Consider the following 22,409-nt stretch of genomic DNA (forward strand, 5'->3'; position numbering starts at 1 on the left):
CGATCTATGCAGGGCGAGGCGATGTTGAAGGTCAGTGAGCACACGCGGGCCGAGTACGGGATCGCGGCGGCGACCGCCACCGCGATGCTGCACTACGGGTTCGTACTACTGGCCATCGCCGGAGGGGACGAGGAGGTCGGCAACGCGCAGCTCGACTGGCTCATCAAGCACCAGCGCAGGTTCGGGGCGCCGGACGAGGTGATCGATCAGTACCTGGACTTCGATCACCGCTCGGCCGACATCGTGTCGCTGGTGCGCGACATCGCCACCGACGTGCCGACGTGGGCGGCGGCGCCGCACCTGATCTACCACGCGATCCAGATGTGCACTGTGGACGGTACTTATGACATCGGCGTGCAGCGCAAGGTCACGCGGGCGGCGCGCAGGCTCGGGGTCACCGACGACATCATCCTGACGATCCAGACCCTGATCGACATGGAGAAGGCGGCGGCGAAGATGCGCCGGGCGCTGTTCGGCGTCGACACGCTGTAGCGCCGCACGGTCGGGGCCCGGACCTCGCCCTGACCTGCCCGTTCACCCCGCGCGAGATTCATATCACCTGATCGAAGGCGACCCTTACCGCGCCGCGCGTTCTTATTGCCAGTAACTTGCAATAGTGCAGGACCTGCAATAGAACGTCCGACCACTAAGGAGCGCCACGCAGATGGAGATCTACACCCTCCCCGACCTGCCGTACGACTACGCCGCGCTTGAGCCGCACATCAACGGCCACATCCTGGAACTGCACCACGACAAGCACCACGCCGCCTACGTCAAGGGCGCCAACGACACCCAGGAGCGCATCGCCGAGGCGCGCGACAAGGGCGACTTCACCTCCATCGTCGGCCTTGAGAAGACCCTGGCCTTCAACCTCTCCGGCCACGTCCTGCACTCGCTGTACTGGCAGAACATGAGCCCCGAGGGCGGCGACCGCCCCGAGGGCGTGCTGGCCGAGGCCATCGACGAGCACTTCGGCTCCTTCGACGCCTTCCACGGCCAGCTCTCGGCCGCCACGACCCTGGTGCAGGGTTCGGGGTGGGGCGTACTGTCCTTCGAGCCCCTGTCGAAGCGCCTGATCGTCGAGCAGGTCTACGACCACCACGGCAACGTGGCGCAGGGATCGGTGCCGCTGCTGGCCTTCGACGCCTGGGAGCACGCCTACTACCTGCAGTACAAGAACGTGCGCCCCGACTTCGTCAAGGCGATGTGGGACGTCGTGAACTGGCAGGACGTGACCGCCCGGTACACCGCGGCGACCGCGGGCTAGAGTCCGCGCCCGCGTGGAGACTCCGGGGCGAGCGGGTTCCAGCTCCCGCTCGCCCCGGTCGAGTTCACGAGACGGCGACGTCCTGGCGCGGCTGGCCCTTGAAGTTGACCTCGTCGTAGAGGACCCAGCCGGTCACGTCGATCCGGTAGACGCGGTGGTGGCTCTCCCCCGAGGCCAGTCGCGCGGGCGCGATCGCGTTGGCGGCGCTGGGATGGCGGCCGACATAGGCGGCGATGTCATCGTCGATGCCGGTGACGGCCAGTTCCCGCGCGGTGCCGACGAACTGGACGCCGCGCACCGGCTGGCCCAGGTCTTCGAGCTCGATGGCGAGGATCGCGCCGGCCACGCGCTCGTCGGCGCGCAGGTTGACGCAGTGCGCCCGGTTCGGCCGGGAGATGAACCACAGCCGGTCGGGCCCGAAGGCACTGGCGAACCACAGGTTGCACACCACCGGTGCGCCCGTTTCGTCCACAGTGGCCAGTTGCAGCGCCTTCCCGGCCGAGACGTACTCCTCCAGCAGTGCACGTGCGTCACTCATCGGCGAGCCTCCATCCAGTTTGGACAGATGGTAACGGCGGCGACGACGTTGCGTCCCCCTCCGAGGGCGACTATTTCCACTGTCCGGTAAGGATTCGAAGCCCTCACGCTCCTTCTGCGGCGTCCCGGGCCGCGCGCACGAAGGCCTTCACCCGCTCGGTCGTGTTCGACTCCAGCCACACCGGCCCCCGCTGGATCGGCGGCGCGTCGCGGATCGGCACGTAGGCCAGCCCGGGACGCGGGTAGTGCCGCTCGGTGTCCTCCCCGACCGGGCACACGCCCTTGCCGAGCGCCACCAGCGTCAGGATCTCCGAGAAGCTCTCGGCCGTCGGCCCCTGCGGCACCGGCCGCCCCGACGGCGTGAAACGCGGCGTCCGGTCGGCCTTGAACGCCTCCGAGGTCGCCTCCGGGTACTGGATGACCGGGTGGTCGCCGAGGACCTCCAGTGACACCGACTCCTCGTCGGCCAGCCGGTGCCCGGCCGGCACCGCGAGGACGCGCTTCTCGGCGAGCAGGGCCGGCCCGTTGGCCATGCCGTCGAAGGGGAAGGAGGCGAACAGCACGTCGACGCTCCCGTCGAGCAGGCTCGCGCGGGTCCGCAGCAGCGACGCCTCCCGCACGCGCACCTCGCAGTCGGGATGCCGCGCGGTGAACAGCGCGACGGCCTTGAGCACCACCTCACCGGGCCCCTCGCCGATGAAGGCGACCGTCAGCTCACCGGTGACGCCGCGCCCCGCGTCGACGGCCCGGCGCACCGCCTCGTCCATCGCCGCGGCCAGCGGTGCCAGGTCCTCGGCGAGGCGCCGCCCGATCGCCGTCGGCCGCACCACCCGGCTGGTGCGCTCGAACAGGGGCGCGCCGACCCGCCGCTCCAGCTTCTTGATCGTCTTGCTGACCTGCCCGGTGGTCAGCCGCAGGCGCTCGGCCGTGCGGCCGAAGTGCAGCTCCTCGGACAAGACCAGGAAGGTCTCGGTCTCCTGCCGCTCCAGCATGCCGCCGCCCATCGTTGACTCTGAGGCAACGATGGTAGCCCGAAGACGGCTTGATGATGTTTCGCGCGGCGACGAGAGTTGACGACATCACCCCCACCGACCAGGCGAAGGACTGAGGAACAGTGACCGTCACCGAATACATCGCCGGACTCGACGGCGAGACCGCGGCCGTCGCCGCCGAACTGCGCGGCGCCATCGACGCCGCCATGCCCGAGGGCACCGGCGCCGTGTGGCACGGCCACCCCGTCTGGAGCCTCGGCGCCAAGCCCGGGCAGACGCCCGTGTGCTTCATCAAGGCCTACAAGAACCACGTCGCCCTCGGCTTCTGGCGCGGCGGCGAACTCGCCGCCCCCGGCGCCGCCCTCGACGTCAACCCGCGCGGCATGGGCTCGCTCAAGGTGCGCGCCCTCGCCGACGTCGACACCGAACGATTCACCGCCTGGGTGCGCGAAGCCCTCGCCCTGGAAAACTAAGAGACCGGAGACCACCATGCGCGTCAAGGCATTCGACCACCTCGTCCTCAACTGCGGCGACGTCGAGCGTTCCCTCGACTTCTACTGCGGCACCCTCGGCCTCGCCCCCGTCCGCGTCGAGGAGTGGCGGGCCGGCAAGGTCCCCTTCCCCTCCGTGCGCATCACCCCCGAGACCATCATCGACCTCGTCAGCCGCGAGCGCGGCGAGTCGAACGTCGACCACATCTGCCTCGTGGTCGATCCCCTCGACTGGGACGAGGTCATCGCCTCGGGCACCTTCGACGTCACCGAGGGGCCCGTCGAGCGCTTCGGCGCCCGCGGGTCGGCGACCTCGGTCTACGTCCGCGACCCGGACGGCAACGGCGTCGAGCTGCGGTGGTACCCGCAGGACGTGGGCGAGTAGGGGCCGATCACGTACCGTATCCGCCGTGACCCCCGCCCAGCACGTCCGCTCCTTCGCGCACCGCCACCCGCGGCTCGCCGACGGAGCGGTCGTGCTGGGCCTCTACGCGGGCCTGCTGGTCGTCTCCTACTTCGGCAAGCTCCCCGACCCCTCGCGGTGGGTGCCGCTGGCCGGGGCGCTGATGGCCGGGTCGTTCTGGTTCCGGCGGCGGTGGCCGACGCAGGTCCTCGCCTTCTGCCTGGTCCTGCTGGTCGCCCTCCTCGTCGTCGACGGCTGGCGGCGGGCACCGGTCGACCTGCTGGCCGCATTCGCGCTCTACAACCTCGCCGTGCGCCGGCCCCGCAAGACGGCGTGGACGGCCGGCGCGATCGTCGCCGCCGTCCTCCTCGCCGCCAACCTCGCCACGCCGGAGAACACCCCCCTCATCGAGGACATCCTCGGCCCCGTCCTCGCCGTCGGCATGGCCACCGGCATCGGCGACGCCCGCCGCACCCGCCGCGCCTACATCGCCGCCATCGAGGAACGCGCCCGCCAGGCCGAGGCGACCCGCGAGGAGGAGGCCGAACGCCGCGTCATGGCCGAACGCCTGCGCATCGCCCGCGAACTCCACGACGTCCTCGCCCACCACATCGCCCTCATCAACGTCCAGGCCCAGGTCGCCGCGCACGTCCTCGGCACCGCACCCGCCCAGGCCCGCACCGCCCTCGGCCACGTCCGCGACGCCGGCCGCGAAGCCCTCGACGAACTGCGCACCACCGTCGGCCTGCTCCGCACCCCCGGCAGCGGCGAGGAGCTGCCCACCGCCCCCTCCCCTGGCCTCGACGGACTCCCCACCCTCCTCACCGCGTTCACCGCCGCAGGCATGAACGTCACCGCCACCACCGACGGGACCCCGCGCCCGCTGTCCACGCAGGTCGGCCTCGCCGCGTTCCGCATCGCCCAGGAGGCCCTCACCAACGTGCACAAACACGCACCCGCCGCCTCGGCCGCCCTCACCGTCGCCTACCTCCCCGACCACCTCCTCGTCGAGGTCACCGACGACGGCCCCGGCGGCGCCACCCTCGGCCCCGGCAACGGCCTCATCGGCATGCGCGAGCGCGCCCTCTCCGTCGGCGGCACCTTCACCGCCGGCCCCGCCCCCGAAGGCGGCTTCCGCGTCCGCGCCGTCCTCCCCGTCCTCCGGGAGACACCGTGATCCGCGTCCTGCTCGCCGACGACCAGGCCCTCCTGCGCACGGGCTTTCGCGTCCTCATCGACGCCGCCCCCGACCTCCAGGTCGTCGGCGAGGCCGCCGACGGCGACGAGGCCATCCGGCTCACCGCCGCCACGGGCGCCGACGTCGTCCTCATGGACATCCGCATGCCCGGCACCGACGGCCTCACCGCCACCGCCCGCATCACCGCCGACCCGGCCCTGTCGGCGGTGCGGATCCTCATCTTGACCACCTTCGAGATCGACGAGTACGTCTTCGCCGCCCTGCGCGCCGGGGCCAGCGGCTTCATCGGCAAGGGCGTCACCGCCACCGAACTCCACGACGCGATCCGCACCGTCGCCGCCGGCGAGGCCCTGCTGTCCCCGGCGGCGACGAAAGGCCTCATCGCCCGCTTCCTCGCCGGGCCGGCCGAGGAGCGCCCGCACGCCCCCGAGGACCTCGCCGTGCTCACCGAACGCGAACTGGAGATCGTCGCCCTCGTCGCCGTCGGGCGCACCAACGACGAGATCGCCGAAGGCCTCGGCATCAGCCGCACCACCGCGAAGACGCACGTCAACCGGGCCATGCTCAAACTCGGCGCGCACGACCGCGCGCAGCTGGTGATCATCGCCTACGAAACGGGCCTGGTCCGCCCCCGAAGGTCGTAGACCGGCGCGCCCGGATACGGCGAACGCAGTACCCCGCGAACGTTCCCTGGGAGGACGTCGCCGCCCCCTCCTCCGGCGACGCTTGATCAGCGCCCCGCCGCGCATCACCTGTCCCGGCGCGTTGAGGAGTTTCTCCGACATGTCCTTCCTGGCTCGATGGAGCCTGGCCAACCGCGGCCTCGTAGCGCTCATCACCTTGGTGGTGGCCGGTTTCGGGGCCTTCGCGGTCCCGGCCCTCAAGCAGCAGCTGCTGCCCCAGATGAGCTTCCCGATGGTCTCGGTCACCGCCCCCTACCAGGGCGCGGCACCCGAGGTCGTCGAACAGCAGGTGACCATCCCGCTCGAAGACGTCCTGCGGGGCGTCGACGGCGTCATCAAGATGAACTCCACCTCGGCGGAGTCGAGCGCCAGCCTGCTGGTCTCCTTCGACTTCGGCGTCGACATCGACAAGGCCCAGGCCGACGTCGACAAGGCCATCGCCTCCGTCCGGCTCCCCGACGACGTCGAGCCGCGATCCCTCGTCGGCAGCACCGACGACCTGCCCGTCATCCAGCTGGCCGTCGCCTCCTCCGAGGACCAGCAGGTCCTCGCCGAGAAGCTCGAACGGCTCGCCGTGCCCGAACTCGCCGCCGTCGAGGGCGTCAAGGAGGCCACCGTCTCCGGCGCCCGCGAGCGCGTCGTGACCATCACTCCCGACCCGGCGAAGATGGCCGCCGCGGGCCTCGACGCCTCGGCGATCTCCACTGCCGTCCAGGCGGCCGGCACGCCCTTCCCGACCGGTTCGGTCACCGACGCCGACAGCACGCTGACCGTGCAGGTCGGCACCGCCTACGACGCCGTCGAGGACCTGGAGGACCTGTACCTGACCCCGGCCGCGCCCCCGCAGGGCTCGGCGACCGGTTCGCAGCGGCCCGCCGAGCCGGTCCGGCTCGGGGAGGTCGCGAAGGTCTCGCTCGAAACGTCCGAGGCGACCTCGCTGACCCGCACCGACGGTCAGCCGAGCCTCGGCCTGTCGATCACGATGACGCCCGACGGCAACGCCGTCGACGTCTCCGAGGGCGTGCGCGAGGCGCTGCCCGAGCTGGCCGCCGCGCTCGGTTCGGACGCGACCCTGACGGTCGTGTCCGACCAGGCGCCCGCCATCACCGAGTCCATTGAGGACACCACCACCGAGGGCCTGCTGGGTCTGGCCATGGCGGTCCTGGTGATCCTGGTGTTCCTGTTCTCCGTGCGCTCGACACTGGTCACCGCGGTGTCCATCCCGGTCTCGGTGCTGATCGCGCTGATCGCGCTGTGGACGCAGGACTACACGCTGAACCTGCTCACCCTCGGGGGTCTGACCATCGCCATCGGCAGGGTCGTCGACGACTCGATCGTGGTGCTGGAGAACATCGGCCGCCATCTCTCCTACGGCGAGCCGAGGCGGCAGGCGATCCTCAACGCCGTCAAGGAGGTCTCGGGCGCGGTCACCGCCTCGACGCTGACGACGGTCGCGGTGTTCCTGCCGATCGCGCTGGTCGGCGGACTGATCGGGCAGCTGTTCGGCTCCTTCTCCTTCACCGTCACCGTCGCGCTGCTGGCCTCGCTGCTGGTGTCGCTGACGGTCGTGCCGGTGCTGGCGTACTGGTTCATGAAGACGCCGAAGCACGCCGACCGGGAGGCCGCCGAACGCAAGGAGCGCAACAACATCCTGCAGCGCGCCTACGTCCCGGTCCTGCGCTTCGCCACGAAGCACCGGCTGACGACGGTCGCGGTGGCGCTGCTGATCCTGGTCGGCACGCTGTCGCTGGTACCGCAGCTGGAGACCAGCTTCATCGACGACGCCGGGCAGAAGACGGTCAGCGTCAGCCAGACCCTGCCGCCGGGGACCTCCCTGGAGTCGGCCGACGCCAAGGCCAAAGAGGTCGAGGGCGTCATCGCCGGGATCGACGACGTCGAGATGTACCAGGTGAACGTCGGCGGTGGCGGCGGGCTCGCCGCGCTGTTCGGCGGCGGTGGCGGCGGCACGAAGGTCAGCTACTCGCTGACCCTCGCCGAGGACGGCGACCCCGAGGCCGTCGAGGAGACACTGCGCTCGACCCTCGGCGCGCGGCCGGAACTCGGCGAGATCGCCATCGGCGAGGCCGGCGGCTTCGGCGGGGACTCGCTGGAGGTCAAGGTCACCGCCGACGACCCGGCGGTACTGGCCGAGGCGTCGTCCCTTGTGGAGGACGCGATGACGCAGACGCCGGGCGTCACCGAGGTCACCAGCAGCATCTCCGAGACGGTGCCGCGCATCCAGGTGACCGTCGACCGGGAGGCCGCCGCGCAGCGCGGGCTGTCGGAGGCGGCGATCGGGCAGCTGGTCGCGCAGGCCATGCGCGGCAGCACGATCACGCAGATCTCCTTCGACCAGACCACCGCCGACGTGGTGCTCACGTCGGGCGCCGAGCCACCTTCGTCCATTGAGGACCTCGCCGATCTGGCGCTGCTGCCGGGCGTGAAGCTGTCCGACGTCGCCGAGGTCGACGAGGTCGCCGGGCCGGTCTCGGTCTCGCGGACCGACGGCGAGCGCACCGCGACGGTGAGCGGCAAGAACTCCGGGGTCTCGCTGGGGACGGCGACGGCCTCGCTGACCGAGAAGCTCGACGGGCTCACGCTTCCGGCGGGCGCGAGCTACGCGCTCGGCGGTGCCAGCGAGGAGCAGGCCGAGGCCTTCGGGAACCTGGCGCTGGCCGGGCTCGCGGCGATCGCGCTGGTGTTCATGATCCTGGTGGCGACCTTCCGGAGCCTGATCCAGCCGCTGATCCTGCTGGTGTCGATCCCCTTCGCCGCGACCGGCGCCATCGGGCTGCTGCTGGTGACGGGCACGCCGCTGGGTCTGGCGGCCGGAATCGGCCTGCTGATGCTGATCGGGATCGTGGTGACCAACGCGATCGTGCTGCTCGACCTGATCAACCAGTACCGCCGTGACGGGATGCCGCTGCATCAGGCGGTGATCGAGGGCGGGCGCAACAGGCTGCGGCCGATCCTGATGACGGCGCTGGCGACCATCTTCGCGCTCACGCCGATGGCGCTGGGCCTGACCGGTGGCGGCGGGTTCATCTCGAAGCCGCTGGCGATCGTGGTCATCGGCGGTCTGGTCAGCTCGACGCTGCTGACGCTGGTGCTGGTTCCGACGTTCTACACGATGGTGGAGAACCGCAAGGAGAAGCGCCGGGCGAAGCGCGACGCGAAGGCGGAGCGCAAGGCGGCCAAGGCCGACGCGTCCAGGAGCGAGGAGGGCGAGCCGGTCACGGTCGGCTGACGCCTTGAGGTGAGGAGACCGCCCGTGCCTTCGTGAGGAAGGCGCGGGCGGTCTTCGCGTCGGGTGCTGTCCGACTCCGGTGTTAGCCTCGCGGCCCGACCGGGACGCGCGCTCACCGAGCACGGTCCCGCCGATACGGAGGAATGCCCGGTGCCCGAACTCACTCAGCACGAACGCGCCATCGTCGACAAGGTCGCCGCCTCCGGGCGGTTCCTCGTCCAGGGCACCTGCCATCCCGGCGGGGCGTCGTTGAAGTCCTTCAACGAGCAGGGCCGCCCGGTCGGCTCGCCCAGGATCTTCGAGCAGCTCGGCGCGCTGCGAGACGCGCTGGCCACCGACGGCGACGAGCGAACGCTGACCGTCGAGGTCCGCCGGGGCGAGAACGGCTACGAGCTGCGCCGCACCTTCGACCTGCCGCACATCTCGCCCGCCGTGGCGGTCCTCGATCCCGGCTACCGGTACCCGGGCCACCCGGCACCGGGAATGCCGCGCCCCCACGGCATCGACGTCACCGCCGAGCCCACCGACCCGGCCGTCCTCGCCGAGGTGAGCGGTCTGGTCGCCGCGTTCGTCGCGCTCTACACCTCCATCAAGGGCGAGGCTCCCGACTTCGGCCCGCCCCGGACGGAGGAGGAGATCGCCGCCGCCGAGGCGTCGATGGGCCTGCGGCTGCCCGAGGAGGTCCGCGCGCTGTACCGGTCGATCTCGGCCGACAACAGCGAGCACGGTCTTCTCGGCGCGCACTCGCTCCTTCCGCTGGAGGCCGTGGTCGAGTGGTACCACCAGGGCGAGCCGGGAACCGAGACCGGCGACGACGGGCTGTTCCCCACCTACGAGGTCGTGCTGGACACCGAGCCCGCCGGCCACGTGCGCCGGGGGTCGCGCAGCGACTGGTGGGTCACGGTCACCACCGACCGCGGCTGCAACTACGGCGCCGTCGATCTCGACCCGGCGGCGGGTGGGCGCCGCGGGCAGTTGTTCGAGTACGGTCGCGACTTCCACAATCCCGTCGGGTACATCGCCGCCTCGGTCACCGACGTGATGAGGGATGTCGTGGCCGCGTTGCGCGCGGGCGAGTACGAGAAGGGCCACGAGGAGTCGACGTACCTCGTCGCGGAAGGAAACATCGGCCGGTCGACGGAGGCCGACCACACCCGCTCGGTGCGGGCCGGCGAGAGGTCGACCGCCGAGGTCGTCGCGGGCCTCGACGGCGTCCAGCAGCTGTACCTCAACGACGCCGACCGGATCGAACTGGCCGCACTGGCGCCGCTGTCCACCCTGCGGGCCCTGTCGATCAACCGCGCCGGGCGCGTCGAAACGCCGCTGCCGCACCGGATCCCACTGGAGTCGCTGTCCCTGCACGCTGGGCAGGCCGACCTGGGCGCCCTCGCCTGCCACCCGACCCTGTGGCACCTGGAACTCAGCGGTCTCTCCGCACCGGTAGACGTCGCGGTGCTCGCCGCGCTTCCCGCCCTGACGGCGCTCGATCTGTCCGGTGTGGACGCCGTCGGCCTCGAACTGCTCGCCGACCTGCCGGGCTTGCGGGTGCTGACGCTCAGCCCTGAGCAGTGGCGCGTCCTGCGTGCCTCCGACCGCCTGCCCCCGCGTCTGGCGGCGGCGCGCATGGGCGGCCGCACCTTGCTCGACGAGGCGATGGAGTGGCGGGGATGGCTCATGGGCGAAGCCGCGTCCTGAAAGCCGGTGCGGGGCGCTTCGGTCCGAGGAGACCGAACGCCCCACCCCTACCGCATGTTGTGCCGCGCCTGGGGAGTCAGCGCCGGACCCACCTGGTTGATCAGGTCGGCGAGCTCGTGGGCGACCTGCCCGATGTCGCAGCCGAAACCGGCCAGGGCGAGAAGGCTGGCGCCGTTCGACACGGCCATGGAGAACATGTAGCCGCCGTTCATCTCGGTCAGGTTGCTGATGACCGGGTCGGCGCCCATCGAGCGCGCGGCGCCGGCGAGCAGGCTGGTGAGGCCGGAGGCGACGGCGGCGAGGCGCTCGGCCTCGTCGGTGGGCAGCTCGTTGTTCGCCGCGATCAGGAGCCCGTCGGCGGCGACGGCGAGCACGTGGGACACATGCGGGACACGGCCGACGAAGTCGTTGAGAAGAAAGTCGACGTTGAAGCTGCTGGTCACGTGGGCGTCCTCGGGTTGTTGTTCGGTTTCTTCTGGGCCTGCCGGCTGCCGGAGAGGCCACGGGCGTAGGCGAGGTAGGTGGCGCTGATCGCGGCCGGGTCGCGGCGGATCGGGCCCTTCACGACCGGCCGGGCGGCGGCCGGCGCGGTGGCTCCCGGCGCGAGGCTGGACATGGGCCTGCGGCGCGGGAGGCCGTTCTCGTCGAGGTCGGGTTCGGCCTGTTCGGCGACCTGGGCGGCCTGCCAGGCGAAGTGGACGACGGGGATCTCCTCGTCCTCGGCGTCGATGACCACCGACGAGGTGCGCCCGCCCGAGGCCGCCGCGGCGGCCGATCGGCTGGCACGACTGCGAAACAGCGGCGCCTCGCGTCGCTGCGGCGCGGCTCCGCTGGTGAGTTCGAGCCGGCGGCGGGCCTCCGGCGTCGGCGAGAAGTCGAGGAGCGTGGCGGGCAGCACGACCTCGGCGATGGTGCCCCGGTCGGGCGCCGGGCGCAGCCGCACGGAGATGCCGATGCGGGTGGCGAGGATGCCGACCACGGTCAATCCCATGGCCTGGAGGGATTCCAGGTCCATCGGCGAGGCCGCGCCGAGGCGAGCGTTGAAGGTTCCCAGGCGCTCCTCGTCGATGCCGATGCCGTGGTCGCGGATCTCCACGACGACCTTGTCGGTGAGGAAGCGCGCCGCTACGTGCGCGGGGTCGCTGGAGTACTTGGTGGCGTTGTCGATCAGCTCGGCGAGCAGCTGCACGGCGTCGTCGACGGCGGCGGGTTTGATCCACACGCCGTCGTCGACGGTGGTGAACTCGACGCGCTTGTAGTGCTCGGTGTGGCTCTGCGCGGCGCGCAGGACGTCGCCGAGGAGTTCGTTGGAGGTACGGACCTTCGCCGCCGACGCGCCGCCGAGGACCAGGAGGCTGTCGTTGGCGCGGCCCTGGAGGGAGACCAGGTGGTCGAGCCGGAACAGGCGCTCCAGCTGGTCGGGGTCGTTCTCGGCGTGCTCGGCCGCGTCGAGTTCGGCGGTGAGCCGGCCGGTGAGCGAGTGGCCCCGGCGGGCGAGGCGGATGAACATCGAGCCGACGTGCACGCGCAGCATCGCCTGCTGCGCGGCGACCCGGATCGCCTCGCGGTGCACGAGGTTGAAGGCACCGGCCACTTCGGACAGTTCGTCGTCGCCGCTCTCGCCCAGGGGCGGGGTCGTGGCGTCGGCGAACTCCTCGGGGGTGAGTCCGGTGAGGTCCTTCTGCTCGTCGACCTGGCGGACGGCGGTGGGCAGTTCGTCGCGGGCCACGCGGCGGGCGGAGTCGCGCAGGCGCCGCAGGCCCCGGGTGACCGAGCGGCCGAGCCACAGGGCGGTCAGCACGGCCATGATGATCGTGATCACCACGACGGTGACCTCGATGAGCACCTGCCGGGTCACCGTCTCCTGGATGGCGATCGACTCGGCGACGGTGTCGTTCAGCGTCTGGTCGATGACGGCGCCGGTCGCCGTGTGCCGGGCGTCGAAGCCGGCGACGAGTGCGGTGTGGTCGACGGCGATGTCCTCGTACGAACGGGAAGTGGTGACCTCGCGTTCGAAGCTGTTGACCGGGCGCGCGTCCTGCGCACCGAGGCCGCCGGCGTCGAAACCGGTGCCGTCGCTGATGCGCCGGTACTCGTTGAGGGTGCGCTGCCGGTCGCCGATCAGCTCCATGAAGGGCCGGTAGGCGGCGTCGAGGGGTTCGCCGTCCTTGAGTTCGAGGGACAGCACGCGCAGCTGTTCGGAGCTCTCGTCGGCGGCGCTGAGCAGTACCGCGGCGCGCAGGCTGCGGTTGAGGCTCGTGGCCTCGGCCTGGTCGACGGCGTGGTCGAGCAGGCGGGACAGGCGGCTGACGGCGGCGCCGTAGACGGTGAGGTGATAGCCGGCGATGTCGCGGTGCGCGGCCGAGCGCACGACCGTCAGACGTGACAGCGGCTTGTCGGCCGAGGCGAGCAGGTCGGTGACCTCGACGTCGCCGGCGAAGGCCTCGCGGGCGGTGGCGAGTTCGGCCAGCCGCTCGTTGGAGGCGGTGACGGCGTTGTCGAAGCCGGTGATCGAGGTGTCGGCGAGGTCGAGTTCGTCCTTGAAGACCTGCACGGCGGCCTGGGCGCGCTCGTCCTGCATGGCGCGGATGACGCGCGAGACGGTCCCGGCGAGTTCGACGAGCGCCGCGGTGTCGTCGGCGTCGGACGCCTCCTGCGCGGAGTCGGAAAGACGCACCGAGGCGATTCCGGCGAGCGCGATCACCGGGATCAGCAGCATCATGGCCAGTTTGGTGCGGATGCGCGATTGAGAGGGACGCAGTCGGGCGAGACGGCGCGACCAGCCCGAGCCCACCGGGGCGTTGCGGTCACCATCCAGCATGGATCCTCCACGGATCGGTCGTCGGGGCCGGCGCTCCCACCGTCGGCGCCGATCTCGAATCGGCGTCTCCCGCGACGTGCCCTCGCAGATCTCACCACAGGATTTCTCCTGAGGAAATAGCGAGGACGGCAAATGTTTACACGTATCGATTCATGTTCATCACCCGCGGACACCGGCTGTCGAGCCGCCGTCGCCGCACGTGATCGGTACATTGTGGACGCACCGCAGGCTTCAGTCGCCCTCCAGCGGGACCAGCACTCCGTCCCGGACGATCTGCACCACCGGGTCCTGGTAGACCTCCCCGTTCTCGTCGATGGAGAGCGTGCCGAGGATCGTCTCCTGTTCGAGGATCTGGCCGAGGTTGTCCTTGATGGCCTCCCGGCCGGCGTCGCAGTCGGCGCGCACCGCGACGTCGATGAGCTGCGCGGCGGTGTACGCCTGCGCGGCGAACTGATCGGGGGCCTTGCCGTAGCGCTGGGTGAAGGACGCGACGAACTGCTCGTTGCCCTCGCTCGGCAGCGCCGAACTCCAGGCCCCGCCGACGATCAGGCCCTCCGCGGCGGCACCGAGAGCGCCGACCATGACCGGCGAGTTGAAGGCGTTGCCGCCCACGATCGGGGCCGTGATGCCCAGTTCGCGGGCCTCCTTCACCAGCGGGATCGTCGCGCCCGGCAGCGCCGAGAGGACGACGGCGTCGGGCGCGGCCGCCCGGACCTGGTTGAGCTGCTCGGTGAAGGTGGTGTCGGTGGTGGCGAACTCGTGGTCCTCGACGATGTCGATGCCCAGGCCCTCCAGGGCCTCCTTCATCGTCGTGTAGGCCGAGGAGGTGAACTCGTCGACGCTGTCGTGCAGGATCGCCACGGTCTTGAGGTCGAGGGCCTGCACGGCCGCCGGGATGCTCGCGTTGAGCGCGATCTGCTCCGACAGCGAGTCGCGGAAGATGTAGTCGCCGAGCTCGGGGATCCCCTCGGCGGTGGTGGAGATGCCCAGCGCCGGGACACCGGCCTCCTGGGCGTCGGAGAACGCCGTGAAGGCCACACTGGACAGTGTCGGGCCGACGATGACGCTCACCCTGTCGGCGTCGATGAGCTTCTCGTAGACGGCGACGCCCACGTCGGGCGTGGTCTGGTCGTCTTCGAGGACGACCTCGTAGTCGACGCCCTTCTTGGCGTTGATCTCCTCGAAGGCCAGTTCGAGGCCCTGCTGCTGGTACTCCCCGGCGAAGGCCGCGCCACCGGACAGGCTCAGCACGATGCCCACCTTGACGGGCGTGCCGATGACGCAGTCGGCGCCGGATCCCGTACCGGACAAGGAAGTGCCGTCGGCGGAGGTCCCGTCGCCGTCGTCGGTGCAGCCGGCGACAAGGAGCAGCACGACGGCCGCCAGTGCGGCCGACCCCACTCTTAAGCGCATGGGTCTCCCCGGTCCTGTGAGTCCACGGTGGTCGAACAGCGTCTCCCGGCGAGGGGTGGCGAGGTTCGGTACGTGAAGCTACACGGCCCGGGCCAGCCGGTCGAGGGCTGAGCGGACCGCCGACGGTCAGCGTTTCGGCCGGAAAGGGGCCATGGCGGCGATCTGGGAACAAAAAATTCGGGCCGCGGCGTGCAACCACGACGGCCCCTCGATGCGTAGGTAGCGGCGACCATCGCCGACGGGAGAGCACATGCGGGCCGAGCAGGAAGCCGAGTTCAGGAAGTACGTGGCCGCGCGGGTCGATCGCCTGCGCCGCTTCGGATACCTGTGCTGCGGAGACTGGCAGCGGGCGGAAGACGCCGTCCAGACCGCCTTCATCAAGCTCTACGGGGTATGGGCGCGACGGTCCTCGGACGCCTGCGACGCCTACGTCCGGCGGATCGTGGCCAACGCGCTCATCGACGAGCACCGGCGCGGCTGGTTTCGCCGGGAACGCGCCAGCGACCGGCTGCCCGACCGCACCGTCCCCGACGCGAGCGCCGCCAGCGTCGAGACGCTGCACATCATGAACGCCCTGGCGAGACTGCCGAACCGCCAGCGCGCCGTGGTCGTCCTGCGCTACTGGGAGGACCTCTCCATCGAGCGGACCGCCGAGGTCTTGAACTGCTCGATCGGAACGGTGAAATCGCAGGGCGCGCGCGGCTTGCGGACGCTGCGCGCCCTGCTGTCCGATTCCATGCCGGAACGAACACTTGGAGCGACATCATGACAGAGGATCTCAAGATCATGCTGGACCACGCCTCGGAGCAGTCCCCGCCGCACGCTCTCGACACCGACACCGTCGTCAAGCGCGGCCGCAACCGAGTGCGGCGGCGCGGTCTCGCGCTCGTCGGCGGTGCCGCGCTGAGCGTCGCGGCGGTCACCGCCGTCTCGGTCGCGGTGGCCTCCTCCCTGCCCACCGCGCCGAAAGCGGAAGAGACACCGCCGGTGGCGGCCGCCGAACCGCCACCGGACTACACACTGCCCGACCTCGACCCCGACGGCCGGTTCGAGTGGAACTCCGCCGAGCGCACGGACGACGCCACCGGCGCCCAGCTCACCGCCGCCCTCACCGCCTACTTCGCCGGGCACCACCCCGAGGCGAAGGTCGCGCGCTGGGGACCCGAGAAGACGGACGTCAACGGGAACAACTTCTCCTACGTCCGCAACCTCGCCGAGCTGACCGAACCCCAGTCGACCTTCCAGGTCTCCCGCTACACCAATCAGCTGATCGACGCCGAAGTCGAACTCGACCTCGAAAACCCCGACCTGGAAAGCCGAGTCGTCTACACGGCACCGGTCTACCGCCTCTGGAACGGTGGCGAACTCCGCACCGACGTCGACACCGGCGCCACCATCGGCAGGGCCACCGGAGCACCGATCGCCTTCGACGGCGAAGGCGCCGACCAGCTCGACGACCTCCAGGTCGCCCTCTTCCCGCCCGGCGGCTACCGGACCGGCCACGACGCCACGAAGGACTCGATCGGCGACCCCGGCAACGGCCACCTCGTCGAAGGCTGCGACGACCACGACGTCAAGGGCCACCACGGCGGCCCGGGCACCGAGGTCACCTACCGCTGCGACGAACTGGCCGGCCCGAACGGCGAGCGCATCACCACCGTCGCCGCACGCGAGACCTACAAGCAGGACGGCACGACACTGGCCCTCAACACCGTCGTGGTGATCCGTACCGACGGAACGGCACTCGTCGTCACCGACTCCCCCACCACCGGGATGGAATGGACGCAAGGCAGCGGTGACGGCCCCGGCGGGCCGGCACTCGACCTCGACGAGCTCACCGAACTCGCGCTCGCCGTCCCGCTGGTGTCCTTCTGACGGTGCGACCGTCCCGCGCGGCCCGTTCACCGCGGCCGCGCGGGACGGCCCCTGCCCACCGCCGGAAGCGGTAGCGTCGCTGACCATGAGCCGACGATCCATCAACCTGAACCCCGACCTCGACGACTACTCGCAGGCGCACTCCACCCGCCCCGACGGGCTCCTGGCCGCACTCGCCGCCGAGACCCGCGAGGCCCTCCCGGCCGAGGCCGGCATGCAGATCAGCGCGGTCCAGTCCCAGTTCCTGACCATCCTGGCCCGCTCACTCGGCGTGCGCCGGGCCGTGGAGGTCGGCACCTTCACCGGCATGTCCTCGCTGTCCATCGCGCGCGGCATGGCCGCCGACGGACGCCTCATCTGCTTCGACATCAGCGAGGAGTTCACCAGCGTCGCCCGCAAGTACTGGGAGCGCGACGGGGTCGCCGACCGGATCGAACTGCGCATCGGCGACGCCAAGACGCGCCTCGCCGAACTCGACCCGGCCGCCGAGATCGACCTGGCCTTCATCGACGCCGACAAGCCCGGCTACCCCACGTACTGGGCCGAACTGGCGCCCCGCATGCGGCCGGGCGGCATCATCGTCGTCGACAACGTCTTCCAGGGCGGGCGGATCATCGACGGTGACGAGAACGGCGCCAACACCGTGGCGATGCGCGAGTTCAACGACATCGCCGTGGGCGACGAGCGCTTCGACGTGGTGATGCTGCCGATCTCCGACGGTCTCACCCTCGCCCAGCGCCGCTGAGTCCGCCGCACCCTCGCGGGCGGCTCTATCGTTGGAAACGGCGAGACGATAAGGAGCACATGTGCACGAGCATCCGCTGAAAGGCCAGTTCGACGAGCAGGCCGCCGATTGGCGCCGGTCGACGAATCTGGACGGCACTCCCGGAAAGCTTGAGGTCGGCTTCGCCGCCGACGGACTCGTGGGACTGCGCACCGTAGACGAACCCGAGACGATCCTCATCTACACCCCGGCCGAATGGGACGCCTTCGTGGCGGGCGCCAAGGACGGCGAGTTCGACATCGAGGTGCTCGAAGAGGACGCCCGGCTCGCCGAGGAGGCCGAGGCCGCCGAGCTGAAGGCCCGCGAAAGCGCCGAACCCGGCGAGTGAACGACAGCGGGGGCCTCCACTGTGGAGGCCCCCGCTTCGCTCGGACCGCAGGATCAGGCCGCGGCGCGGCTGAACTTGCGCGCCGACCAGAACACCAGCACCAGCATCAGCGCGCCGATGAAGATCGCGGCCTGCCAGATCGCGTTGGACGCCAGGTCGCCGTTGAACAGCGCGCGGGCGGCGTCGACGGCGTAGGCGAAGGGGTTGAACTTCGCCACCGTCTGCAGCCAGTCGGGCGCCAGCGCCATCGGCAGCATGATCCCCGACAGCAGCAGCACCGGCTGCGTGACCGTGTTGAGCAGCGGCGCCATCGCGTCCTCGCTCTTGAGCACGATCGCCACGCCGTAGGAGGCCGCCGACAGCGCGAAGCCGATCCCGATGACGATCAGCATCATCAGGCCAAGGCCGTCCCAGTAGATCGTCAGACCGCCGATCGGCGCCGACAGCAGCACCAGGATCAGCGCCTGGAACACCAGCGTCGACACGTCCCGCAGGGAACGCCCCAGCAGCAGCGACAGCCGGCTGATCGGGGTGACCCGGAAGCGCTCGATGACGCCCTCGCGGATCTCGGCGATCAGCCCGAAACCGGAGAACAGCGTCCCGAACATCGCCATCATGATGACCAGGCCCGGCACGAAGGTCTGCATCGCGCCCGCCTCGAAGCCGGGCAGGCCGCCGAGGCCGTCGAGGAGCGGGCCGAACAGGATCAGGTAGTAGAGCGGCTGGATGAGCATGATGAACACCCAGGTCGGCTGGCGGATGACCAGGCCCATCTGCCGGGCGTAGACCAGCCAGGTGTCGCGGAGGATTTTCATGATCGCTTTCTCCTAGTCGCTTTCCCGCAGGGAACGGCCGGTCTGGCGCAGGAACACGTCGTCGAGGCTCGGGCGGTGCAGCTCCATGGAGCTGATGGTGATCTCGGCCTTGTCGAGGGTCCGCAGGATGTCGGGGACGGCCTCGGAGCCGTTCTCGACGTAGAGGCGCAGCAGGCTCACGCCCGTCGGGTCGGGCTCGTCCGACTCGACCTCGCGCACGTACTCGGCGGGCTCCAGCAGCGAGACGGCCTTGGCCGCCGAACCGGTCACACCGACCAGCACGATGTCGCCGGCGATCTGGCGCTTCAGCTCGATCGGCGTGCCCTCGGTGACGATCTCGCCGTTGTCGATGATGGCGAGGCGGTCGCACAGGGCGTCGGCCTCGTCGAGGTAGTGCGTGGTGATGAAGACCGCGGTGCCGCGCTCGCGCAGTTTCTTGATCTCCTCCCACATGTGCGCCCTGGCCTGCGGGTCGAGGCCGGTGGTCGGCTCGTCGAGGAACAGCAGCGACGGCTGGTGGACGGTGCCGAGCGCGACGTCGAGACGCCGGCGCTGCCCGCCGGAGTAGGTCTTGACCTTGCGGTCGGCGAACTCGCTGAGTTCGAAGGCCTCGATGACCTCCGCGGCGCGCTCGCGGGAGGCGGACTTGCCCATCTCGTAGAGGCGGCCCTGCATGACCAGTTCCTCGCGGGCGGTGACCTCGCCCCAGGTTCCGCCGGACTGGCCGACGTAGCCGATCTGGCGACGCACCTGGGCCGGTTCCTTCAGCAGGTCCGCACCGGCGATGCGGGCGGTTCCCCCGGTGGGTTCGAGCAGTGTGGAAAGCATGCGCAGGGTCGTGGTCTTGCCCGCGCCGTTGGGGCCGAGGAAGCCGAAGATCTCGCCTTCCTTGACCGAGAGGTCGACACCGCGCACGGCCTCGACGTTGCCTTTTCGGGAGCGGAAGGTCTTCCGCAGGCCCCTGGTCTCGATCAGCATCCTTGTCTCCCCGTCCGGTCGCGGTGACGGCCGCCCGGACATAGTTCAGACGCCACAATGGCGTCACTCTAGCCTCGAACGCGACACTACCTCAGGTCTCGCAGGCTAGTCAACGTTGAATAGAAAACCGGGGGACAGGCAGGCAAGTCCGCATGATCGCCATACTCAAGTTCGGCTAAGATTTAATCCATGTGGACCACCCGGCTGCTCATCCTCGGTCTCGTGCGCTGGTTGCAGCCGGTACACGGTTACGACGTCCTCAAGGAGCTGACCTCCTGGAACGCCGAGGACTGGGCCCGGGTCAAGCCCGGCTCGATCTACCACGGCCTCAAGAAACTCACCACCGACGGCTGCCTCACCGTCGTCAGCACCGAGCAGGTCGACAACCGGCCCGCCCGCACCAGCTACGAGATCACCGCCAAAGGCGAGGCCGAGTTCCAGCAGGTCCTGCGCGCGCGGCTGTGGAGCATCGAACCCGTCGTCGACCCCTTCTTCGTCGCCTGGAGCTTCGCCCCCGTCCTCGGCGCCCGCGAGTCGGCCGCCATGCTGCGCAACCGGGCCGCGCTGATCAGCGCCCAGGTCCGGCAGCAGCGCAGCTGGCTCGCCGAGGCCCTCAGCACGGATCCCACCGCCGAGTCGTTCATCCCCGTCCACGTCCAGGAGGCCATGCGCCTGGCGGCCGACTCCATGCAGCTGACGGTCGAGTGGTGCGAGCGCGTCGCCGAACGCGCCGAGAACAACGAACTCGGCTTCGACGAGAACCACTCCTACTCGCCCGAGACGATCGCGCTGTGGCGCGAGCACATCCACTCGATGCCCGACCCGGGCACGGCCGGCAAGGCTTGACGAGGGGCAATAACATGCGGCCAGACCGACCGAAGGAGGCCGCCGTGCACGCCTACCCGACGAAGATGCGCACCATCGGCGAACAGCTCAAGTCCATCGCCACCGACGCCCAGGCCGACGCCGACGCCGCACAGGCCGGCATGGACAAGGCCGGGCAGGGCAACGAGGGCTTCGCCACCGTGAGCGCGGCCGCCGACGCCTCCTTCGACTGGCGCCAGCACGTCCACCAGGTCCGCATGCGCATGGGCGACGCCGGAGGCGGGCTCATCGCCGCCGCCGACGACATCGCCGGCACCGACGCCGACAACGAGGCGAACATGCCGATCGTCGAGCCGGTCCAGATCTAGCCTCGATACCCGGCCTCCACACCCCGACGGCTACCGGCTCCGGTACGACGTGGCCGGGGACGAAAGCGCGCCGGCGATCCTGTCCCCCACCCGGCTCCGCGTCGAGTTCGCCGCCCTGGGCGCCGCGCTCGCGGCGATGCCCGGCCCCAAGACCCCGCGACGGCTGGAAGCGCTGGGCGAGACGAGCCGGTGAGCGCACCGCCGGGCTCACGGCCTGCGGAGGTCGCCGGTGTCGGGGTCGCGCCCGGTGAGGCAGTACTCCACGCCGGCCGGATCGCGCATGACGTGCCAGAAGGGGAAGGCCTGGACGTGCCCGGCGCCGGCGGCCACGTGGGCGTCGCGGGCGGCGTCGATGTCGCGGCAGGCGAAGTCGAGGTGCATGCGGGCCGGGCCGGGCTCGTCGAGGCGCTGGACCAGGATCCGCAGCGGCAGGCCGGGCGGCTGCTTGAACCGGCCGAAGCCCGGCAGGCTCCCATGGCCCGACTCCCAGCCGGTCAGGGCGGCCCAGAAGGCGAACTCGGCCTCGTAGTCGGCGGGCGAGACGTCGACGCAGATCTGGTCGAGGCGGGTGCGGCCGCCGGCCAGGTCGACCGGTTCGGGCCGGCCGGTCTCGCCCTCCCAGGCGACGGCGCAGAAGGGGGCACCGGCCGGTGAGGCCAGGACGGTGACGTCGTCGAGTTCGGTGACCACGCGGGCACCGAGGCCGACGGCCCGGGAGGTGAGGTCGGCGATGTCGTCGACGGAGAGGTCGAGGTGCGCGCCAGGCGCCTCGCCGACGGTCTGGGTCTTGACGTAGGCGTGGCCGTCGCCGGGGAGAAGAGTGGCGAACTGGCCGCTCTCTCCCCGGCGGGGTGAGATCTTCGCGTCGGTGACCGTACGCCAGAAGGTCTCGGCGGTCCGGTCGAGGCGGTCGATGAAGGCGTAGGACCAGCGGATCATCGTCCTATCGTCGCTCAGTGGTAGGCGTGGACGACGGCGTGTCCCTTGCCCTTGCCGATGATCCACCGGTTGATCGGCGTGGTGATCACGAAGGCCAGGGCGAGCGCTCCGGCCAGCGAGGCCCAGAACAGCCAGGTGCCGAGTCCGGCGTCCATCGCTCCGGGGATCAGCAGCATCGCCGAGTTGTCGATGATCTCCATGAAGACGATGGAGACGGTGTCGGCGGCCAGGGCCACCCCGATCATCTGCTTGAAGGTCAGCCCGGACTTGCGGATGCCCCACATCGTCAGCGCGTAGCCGAAGAGGAAGGCCAGCCCGACGGCCAGGACGATCGTGGCGAGATTGCCCCAGCCCAGGGCGGTGCCGATGACGATGCCGAGGACCTCGCCGATAGCGCAGCCGGTGAGGCAGTGGAGGGTCGCCTGGGCGGCCATCTTCCAGGAGACCTTGCCTCCGGGGGTGTGGTGTGCGTGTCCGCCGCCGTGGCCCTCGTGACCGCCGTCGGCGTCGTGCCCGGGGTGGGTGCCGCCGGGGCCGTGGTGGTCGTGGGCCATGGGGGCGGTGTGGTCTGCGTGTTCCCCGTGCCCGCTGTGGTGCTCGTGTGCTTCAGATCCGTGTGCCATACCAGGAACATATACCCCCTAGGGGTATCTGACAAGCGACACGCCGAGTGACCCGGCGCACACTGGCGCTCACGATCGGGAGCAGGGTGCCGCAGGCGGGACCGCGCACTAGACTCCTTGCGGGTCT

The 22,409-nt window shown here is 70.5% G+C and carries 23 protein-coding genes and 1 pseudogene; 15 read left to right on the top strand and 9 right to left on the bottom strand.

Annotated elements, in window-relative coordinates; all coding sequences use genetic code 11:
- The first annotated feature begins 21 nt into the window (after positions 1-21).
- Both AB0I28_RS34410 and AB0I28_RS34415 read left to right on the top strand, forming a co-directional pair.
- Complete coding sequence (locus AB0I28_RS34410) at positions 22-492, top strand: hypothetical protein (RefSeq protein ID WP_357499909.1); 471 nt, start codon at positions 22-24, stop codon at positions 490-492.
- Positions 493-664: 172 nt separating this feature from the next.
- Positions 665-1,267: a superoxide dismutase gene (locus AB0I28_RS34415; protein WP_357499910.1), complete on the top strand. Its 603-nt coding sequence runs from the start codon at positions 665-667 to the stop codon at positions 1,265-1,267.
- 64 nt (positions 1,268-1,331) lie between these two features.
- Here the strand turns inward: AB0I28_RS34415 and AB0I28_RS34420 are convergent, their stop codons facing one another.
- Positions 1,332-1,805: a pyridoxamine 5'-phosphate oxidase family protein gene (locus tag AB0I28_RS34420; protein WP_357499911.1), complete on the bottom strand. Its 474-nt coding sequence runs from the start codon at positions 1,803-1,805 to the stop codon at positions 1,332-1,334.
- Positions 1,806-1,908: 103 nt separating this feature from the next.
- Positions 1,909-2,796 carry a LysR family transcriptional regulator gene (locus AB0I28_RS34425; protein ID WP_357499912.1) on the bottom strand — a complete coding sequence of 296 codons (888 nt, stop codon included), beginning with the start codon at positions 2,794-2,796 and terminating at the stop codon, positions 1,909-1,911.
- 122 nt (positions 2,797-2,918) lie between these two features.
- Between AB0I28_RS34425 and AB0I28_RS34430 the strand changes: the two genes are divergently transcribed.
- From AB0I28_RS34430 to AB0I28_RS34455, 6 genes are all read left to right on the top strand, one after another.
- Positions 2,919-3,269 (top strand): DUF1801 domain-containing protein, encoded by a 351-nt coding sequence (locus tag AB0I28_RS34430; protein ID WP_357499913.1) that lies wholly within the window; start codon positions 2,919-2,921, stop codon positions 3,267-3,269.
- Between the two features lie 16 nt (positions 3,270-3,285).
- Positions 3,286-3,672, top strand: coding sequence for a VOC family protein (locus AB0I28_RS34435; protein ID WP_357499914.1), 387 nt, complete (start codon positions 3,286-3,288; stop codon positions 3,670-3,672).
- Between the two features lie 25 nt (positions 3,673-3,697).
- Positions 3,698-4,867 (top strand): sensor histidine kinase, encoded by a 1,170-nt coding sequence (locus AB0I28_RS34440; RefSeq protein WP_357499915.1) that lies wholly within the window; start codon positions 3,698-3,700, stop codon positions 4,865-4,867.
- Entirely contained in the window at positions 4,864-5,532 is a 669-nt protein-coding gene (locus AB0I28_RS34445) for a response regulator transcription factor (protein WP_357499916.1), read from the top strand. The genes AB0I28_RS34440 and AB0I28_RS34445 overlap by 4 nt, the downstream gene beginning before the upstream one ends.
- A gap of 139 nt (positions 5,533-5,671) precedes the next feature.
- A complete protein-coding gene (locus AB0I28_RS34450) occupies positions 5,672-8,818 on the top strand; it encodes an efflux RND transporter permease subunit (RefSeq protein ID WP_357499917.1) in 3,147 nt (1,048 codons plus the stop codon).
- A gap of 150 nt (positions 8,819-8,968) precedes the next feature.
- Positions 8,969-10,513, top strand: coding sequence for an SMI1/KNR4 family protein (locus AB0I28_RS34455; protein WP_357499918.1), 1,545 nt, complete (start codon positions 8,969-8,971; stop codon positions 10,511-10,513).
- A 47-nt stretch (positions 10,514-10,560) separates the two neighbouring features.
- Here AB0I28_RS34455 and AB0I28_RS34460 read toward each other — a convergent pair whose 3' ends face one another.
- From AB0I28_RS34460 to AB0I28_RS34470, 3 genes are all read right to left on the bottom strand, one after another.
- Positions 10,561-10,956, bottom strand: a complete 396-nt coding sequence (locus AB0I28_RS34460; RefSeq protein WP_357499919.1) for a roadblock/LC7 domain-containing protein — start codon at positions 10,954-10,956, stop codon at positions 10,561-10,563.
- Positions 10,953-13,334, bottom strand: a complete 2,382-nt coding sequence (locus tag AB0I28_RS34465; protein WP_357499920.1) for an ATP-binding protein — start codon at positions 13,332-13,334, stop codon at positions 10,953-10,955. Before AB0I28_RS34465 ends, AB0I28_RS34460 begins: the two co-directional genes overlap by 4 nt.
- Positions 13,335-13,565: 231 nt before the next feature.
- A complete protein-coding gene (locus AB0I28_RS34470; RefSeq protein WP_357499921.1) occupies positions 13,566-14,747 on the bottom strand; it encodes an ABC transporter substrate-binding protein in 1,182 nt (393 codons plus the stop codon).
- A gap of 250 nt (positions 14,748-14,997) precedes the next feature.
- On the opposite strand from AB0I28_RS34470, the gene AB0I28_RS34475 reads away from it, so the two are divergent.
- The 4 genes and pseudogenes from AB0I28_RS34475 to AB0I28_RS34490 form a co-directional block, all read left to right on the top strand.
- Complete coding sequence (locus AB0I28_RS34475; protein ID WP_357499922.1) at positions 14,998-15,516, top strand: SigE family RNA polymerase sigma factor; 519 nt, start codon at positions 14,998-15,000, stop codon at positions 15,514-15,516.
- A complete protein-coding gene (locus AB0I28_RS34480) occupies positions 15,513-16,622 on the top strand; it encodes a hypothetical protein (protein WP_357499923.1) in 1,110 nt (369 codons plus the stop codon). The genes AB0I28_RS34475 and AB0I28_RS34480 overlap by 4 nt, the downstream gene beginning before the upstream one ends.
- An 85-nt stretch (positions 16,623-16,707) precedes the next feature.
- A complete protein-coding gene (locus tag AB0I28_RS34485) occupies positions 16,708-17,367 on the top strand; it encodes an O-methyltransferase (RefSeq protein ID WP_357499924.1) in 660 nt (219 codons plus the stop codon).
- Between the two features lie 61 nt (positions 17,368-17,428).
- A pseudogene (locus tag AB0I28_RS34490) lies at positions 17,429-17,650 on the top strand (DUF397 domain-containing protein); the annotation flags it as partial.
- 137 nt (positions 17,651-17,787) lie between these two features.
- Here the strand turns inward: AB0I28_RS34490 and AB0I28_RS34495 are convergent.
- The gene (locus AB0I28_RS34495; RefSeq protein WP_357499925.1) at positions 17,788-18,549 is read right to left on the bottom strand and encodes an ABC transporter permease; all 762 of its coding nucleotides are present in this window, start codon (positions 18,547-18,549) and stop codon (positions 17,788-17,790) included.
- A 12-nt stretch (positions 18,550-18,561) separates the two neighbouring features.
- Positions 18,562-19,524 carry an ATP-binding cassette domain-containing protein gene (locus tag AB0I28_RS34500; RefSeq protein ID WP_357499970.1) on the bottom strand — a complete coding sequence of 321 codons (963 nt, stop codon included), beginning with the start codon at positions 19,522-19,524 and terminating at the stop codon, positions 18,562-18,564.
- A 192-nt stretch (positions 19,525-19,716) separates the two neighbouring features.
- On the opposite strand from AB0I28_RS34500, the gene AB0I28_RS34505 reads away from it, so the two are divergent.
- The 3 genes from AB0I28_RS34505 to AB0I28_RS34515 are packed head-to-tail and all read left to right on the top strand — an operon-like array spanning position 19,717 to position 20,913.
- The gene (locus AB0I28_RS34505) at positions 19,717-20,373 is read left to right on the top strand and encodes a PadR family transcriptional regulator (protein WP_357499926.1); all 657 of its coding nucleotides are present in this window, start codon (positions 19,717-19,719) and stop codon (positions 20,371-20,373) included.
- 14 nt (positions 20,374-20,387) lie between these two features.
- Positions 20,388-20,720, top strand: coding sequence for a hypothetical protein (locus AB0I28_RS34510; RefSeq protein ID WP_357499927.1), 333 nt, complete (start codon positions 20,388-20,390; stop codon positions 20,718-20,720).
- Positions 20,721-20,769: 49 nt separating this feature from the next.
- Positions 20,770-20,913 carry a hypothetical protein gene (locus tag AB0I28_RS34515; RefSeq protein ID WP_357499928.1) on the top strand — a complete coding sequence of 48 codons (144 nt, stop codon included), beginning with the start codon at positions 20,770-20,772 and terminating at the stop codon, positions 20,911-20,913.
- A 14-nt stretch (positions 20,914-20,927) separates the two neighbouring features.
- Here AB0I28_RS34515 and AB0I28_RS34520 read toward each other — a convergent pair whose 3' ends face one another.
- Together AB0I28_RS34520 and AB0I28_RS34525 are read right to left on the bottom strand one after the other, a co-directional pair.
- Positions 20,928-21,659, bottom strand: coding sequence for a VOC family protein (locus AB0I28_RS34520; protein WP_357499929.1), 732 nt, complete (start codon positions 21,657-21,659; stop codon positions 20,928-20,930).
- 14 nt (positions 21,660-21,673) lie between these two features.
- Complete coding sequence (locus tag AB0I28_RS34525; RefSeq protein ID WP_357499930.1) at positions 21,674-22,282, bottom strand: DUF4396 domain-containing protein; 609 nt, start codon at positions 22,280-22,282, stop codon at positions 21,674-21,676.
- Positions 22,283-22,409 lie beyond the last annotated feature (127 nt).

The organism is Phytomonospora sp. NPDC050363, assembly GCF_040655735.1.
In the GTDB taxonomy this organism is placed as follows: domain Bacteria; phylum Actinomycetota; class Actinomycetes; order Mycobacteriales; family Micromonosporaceae; genus Phytomonospora.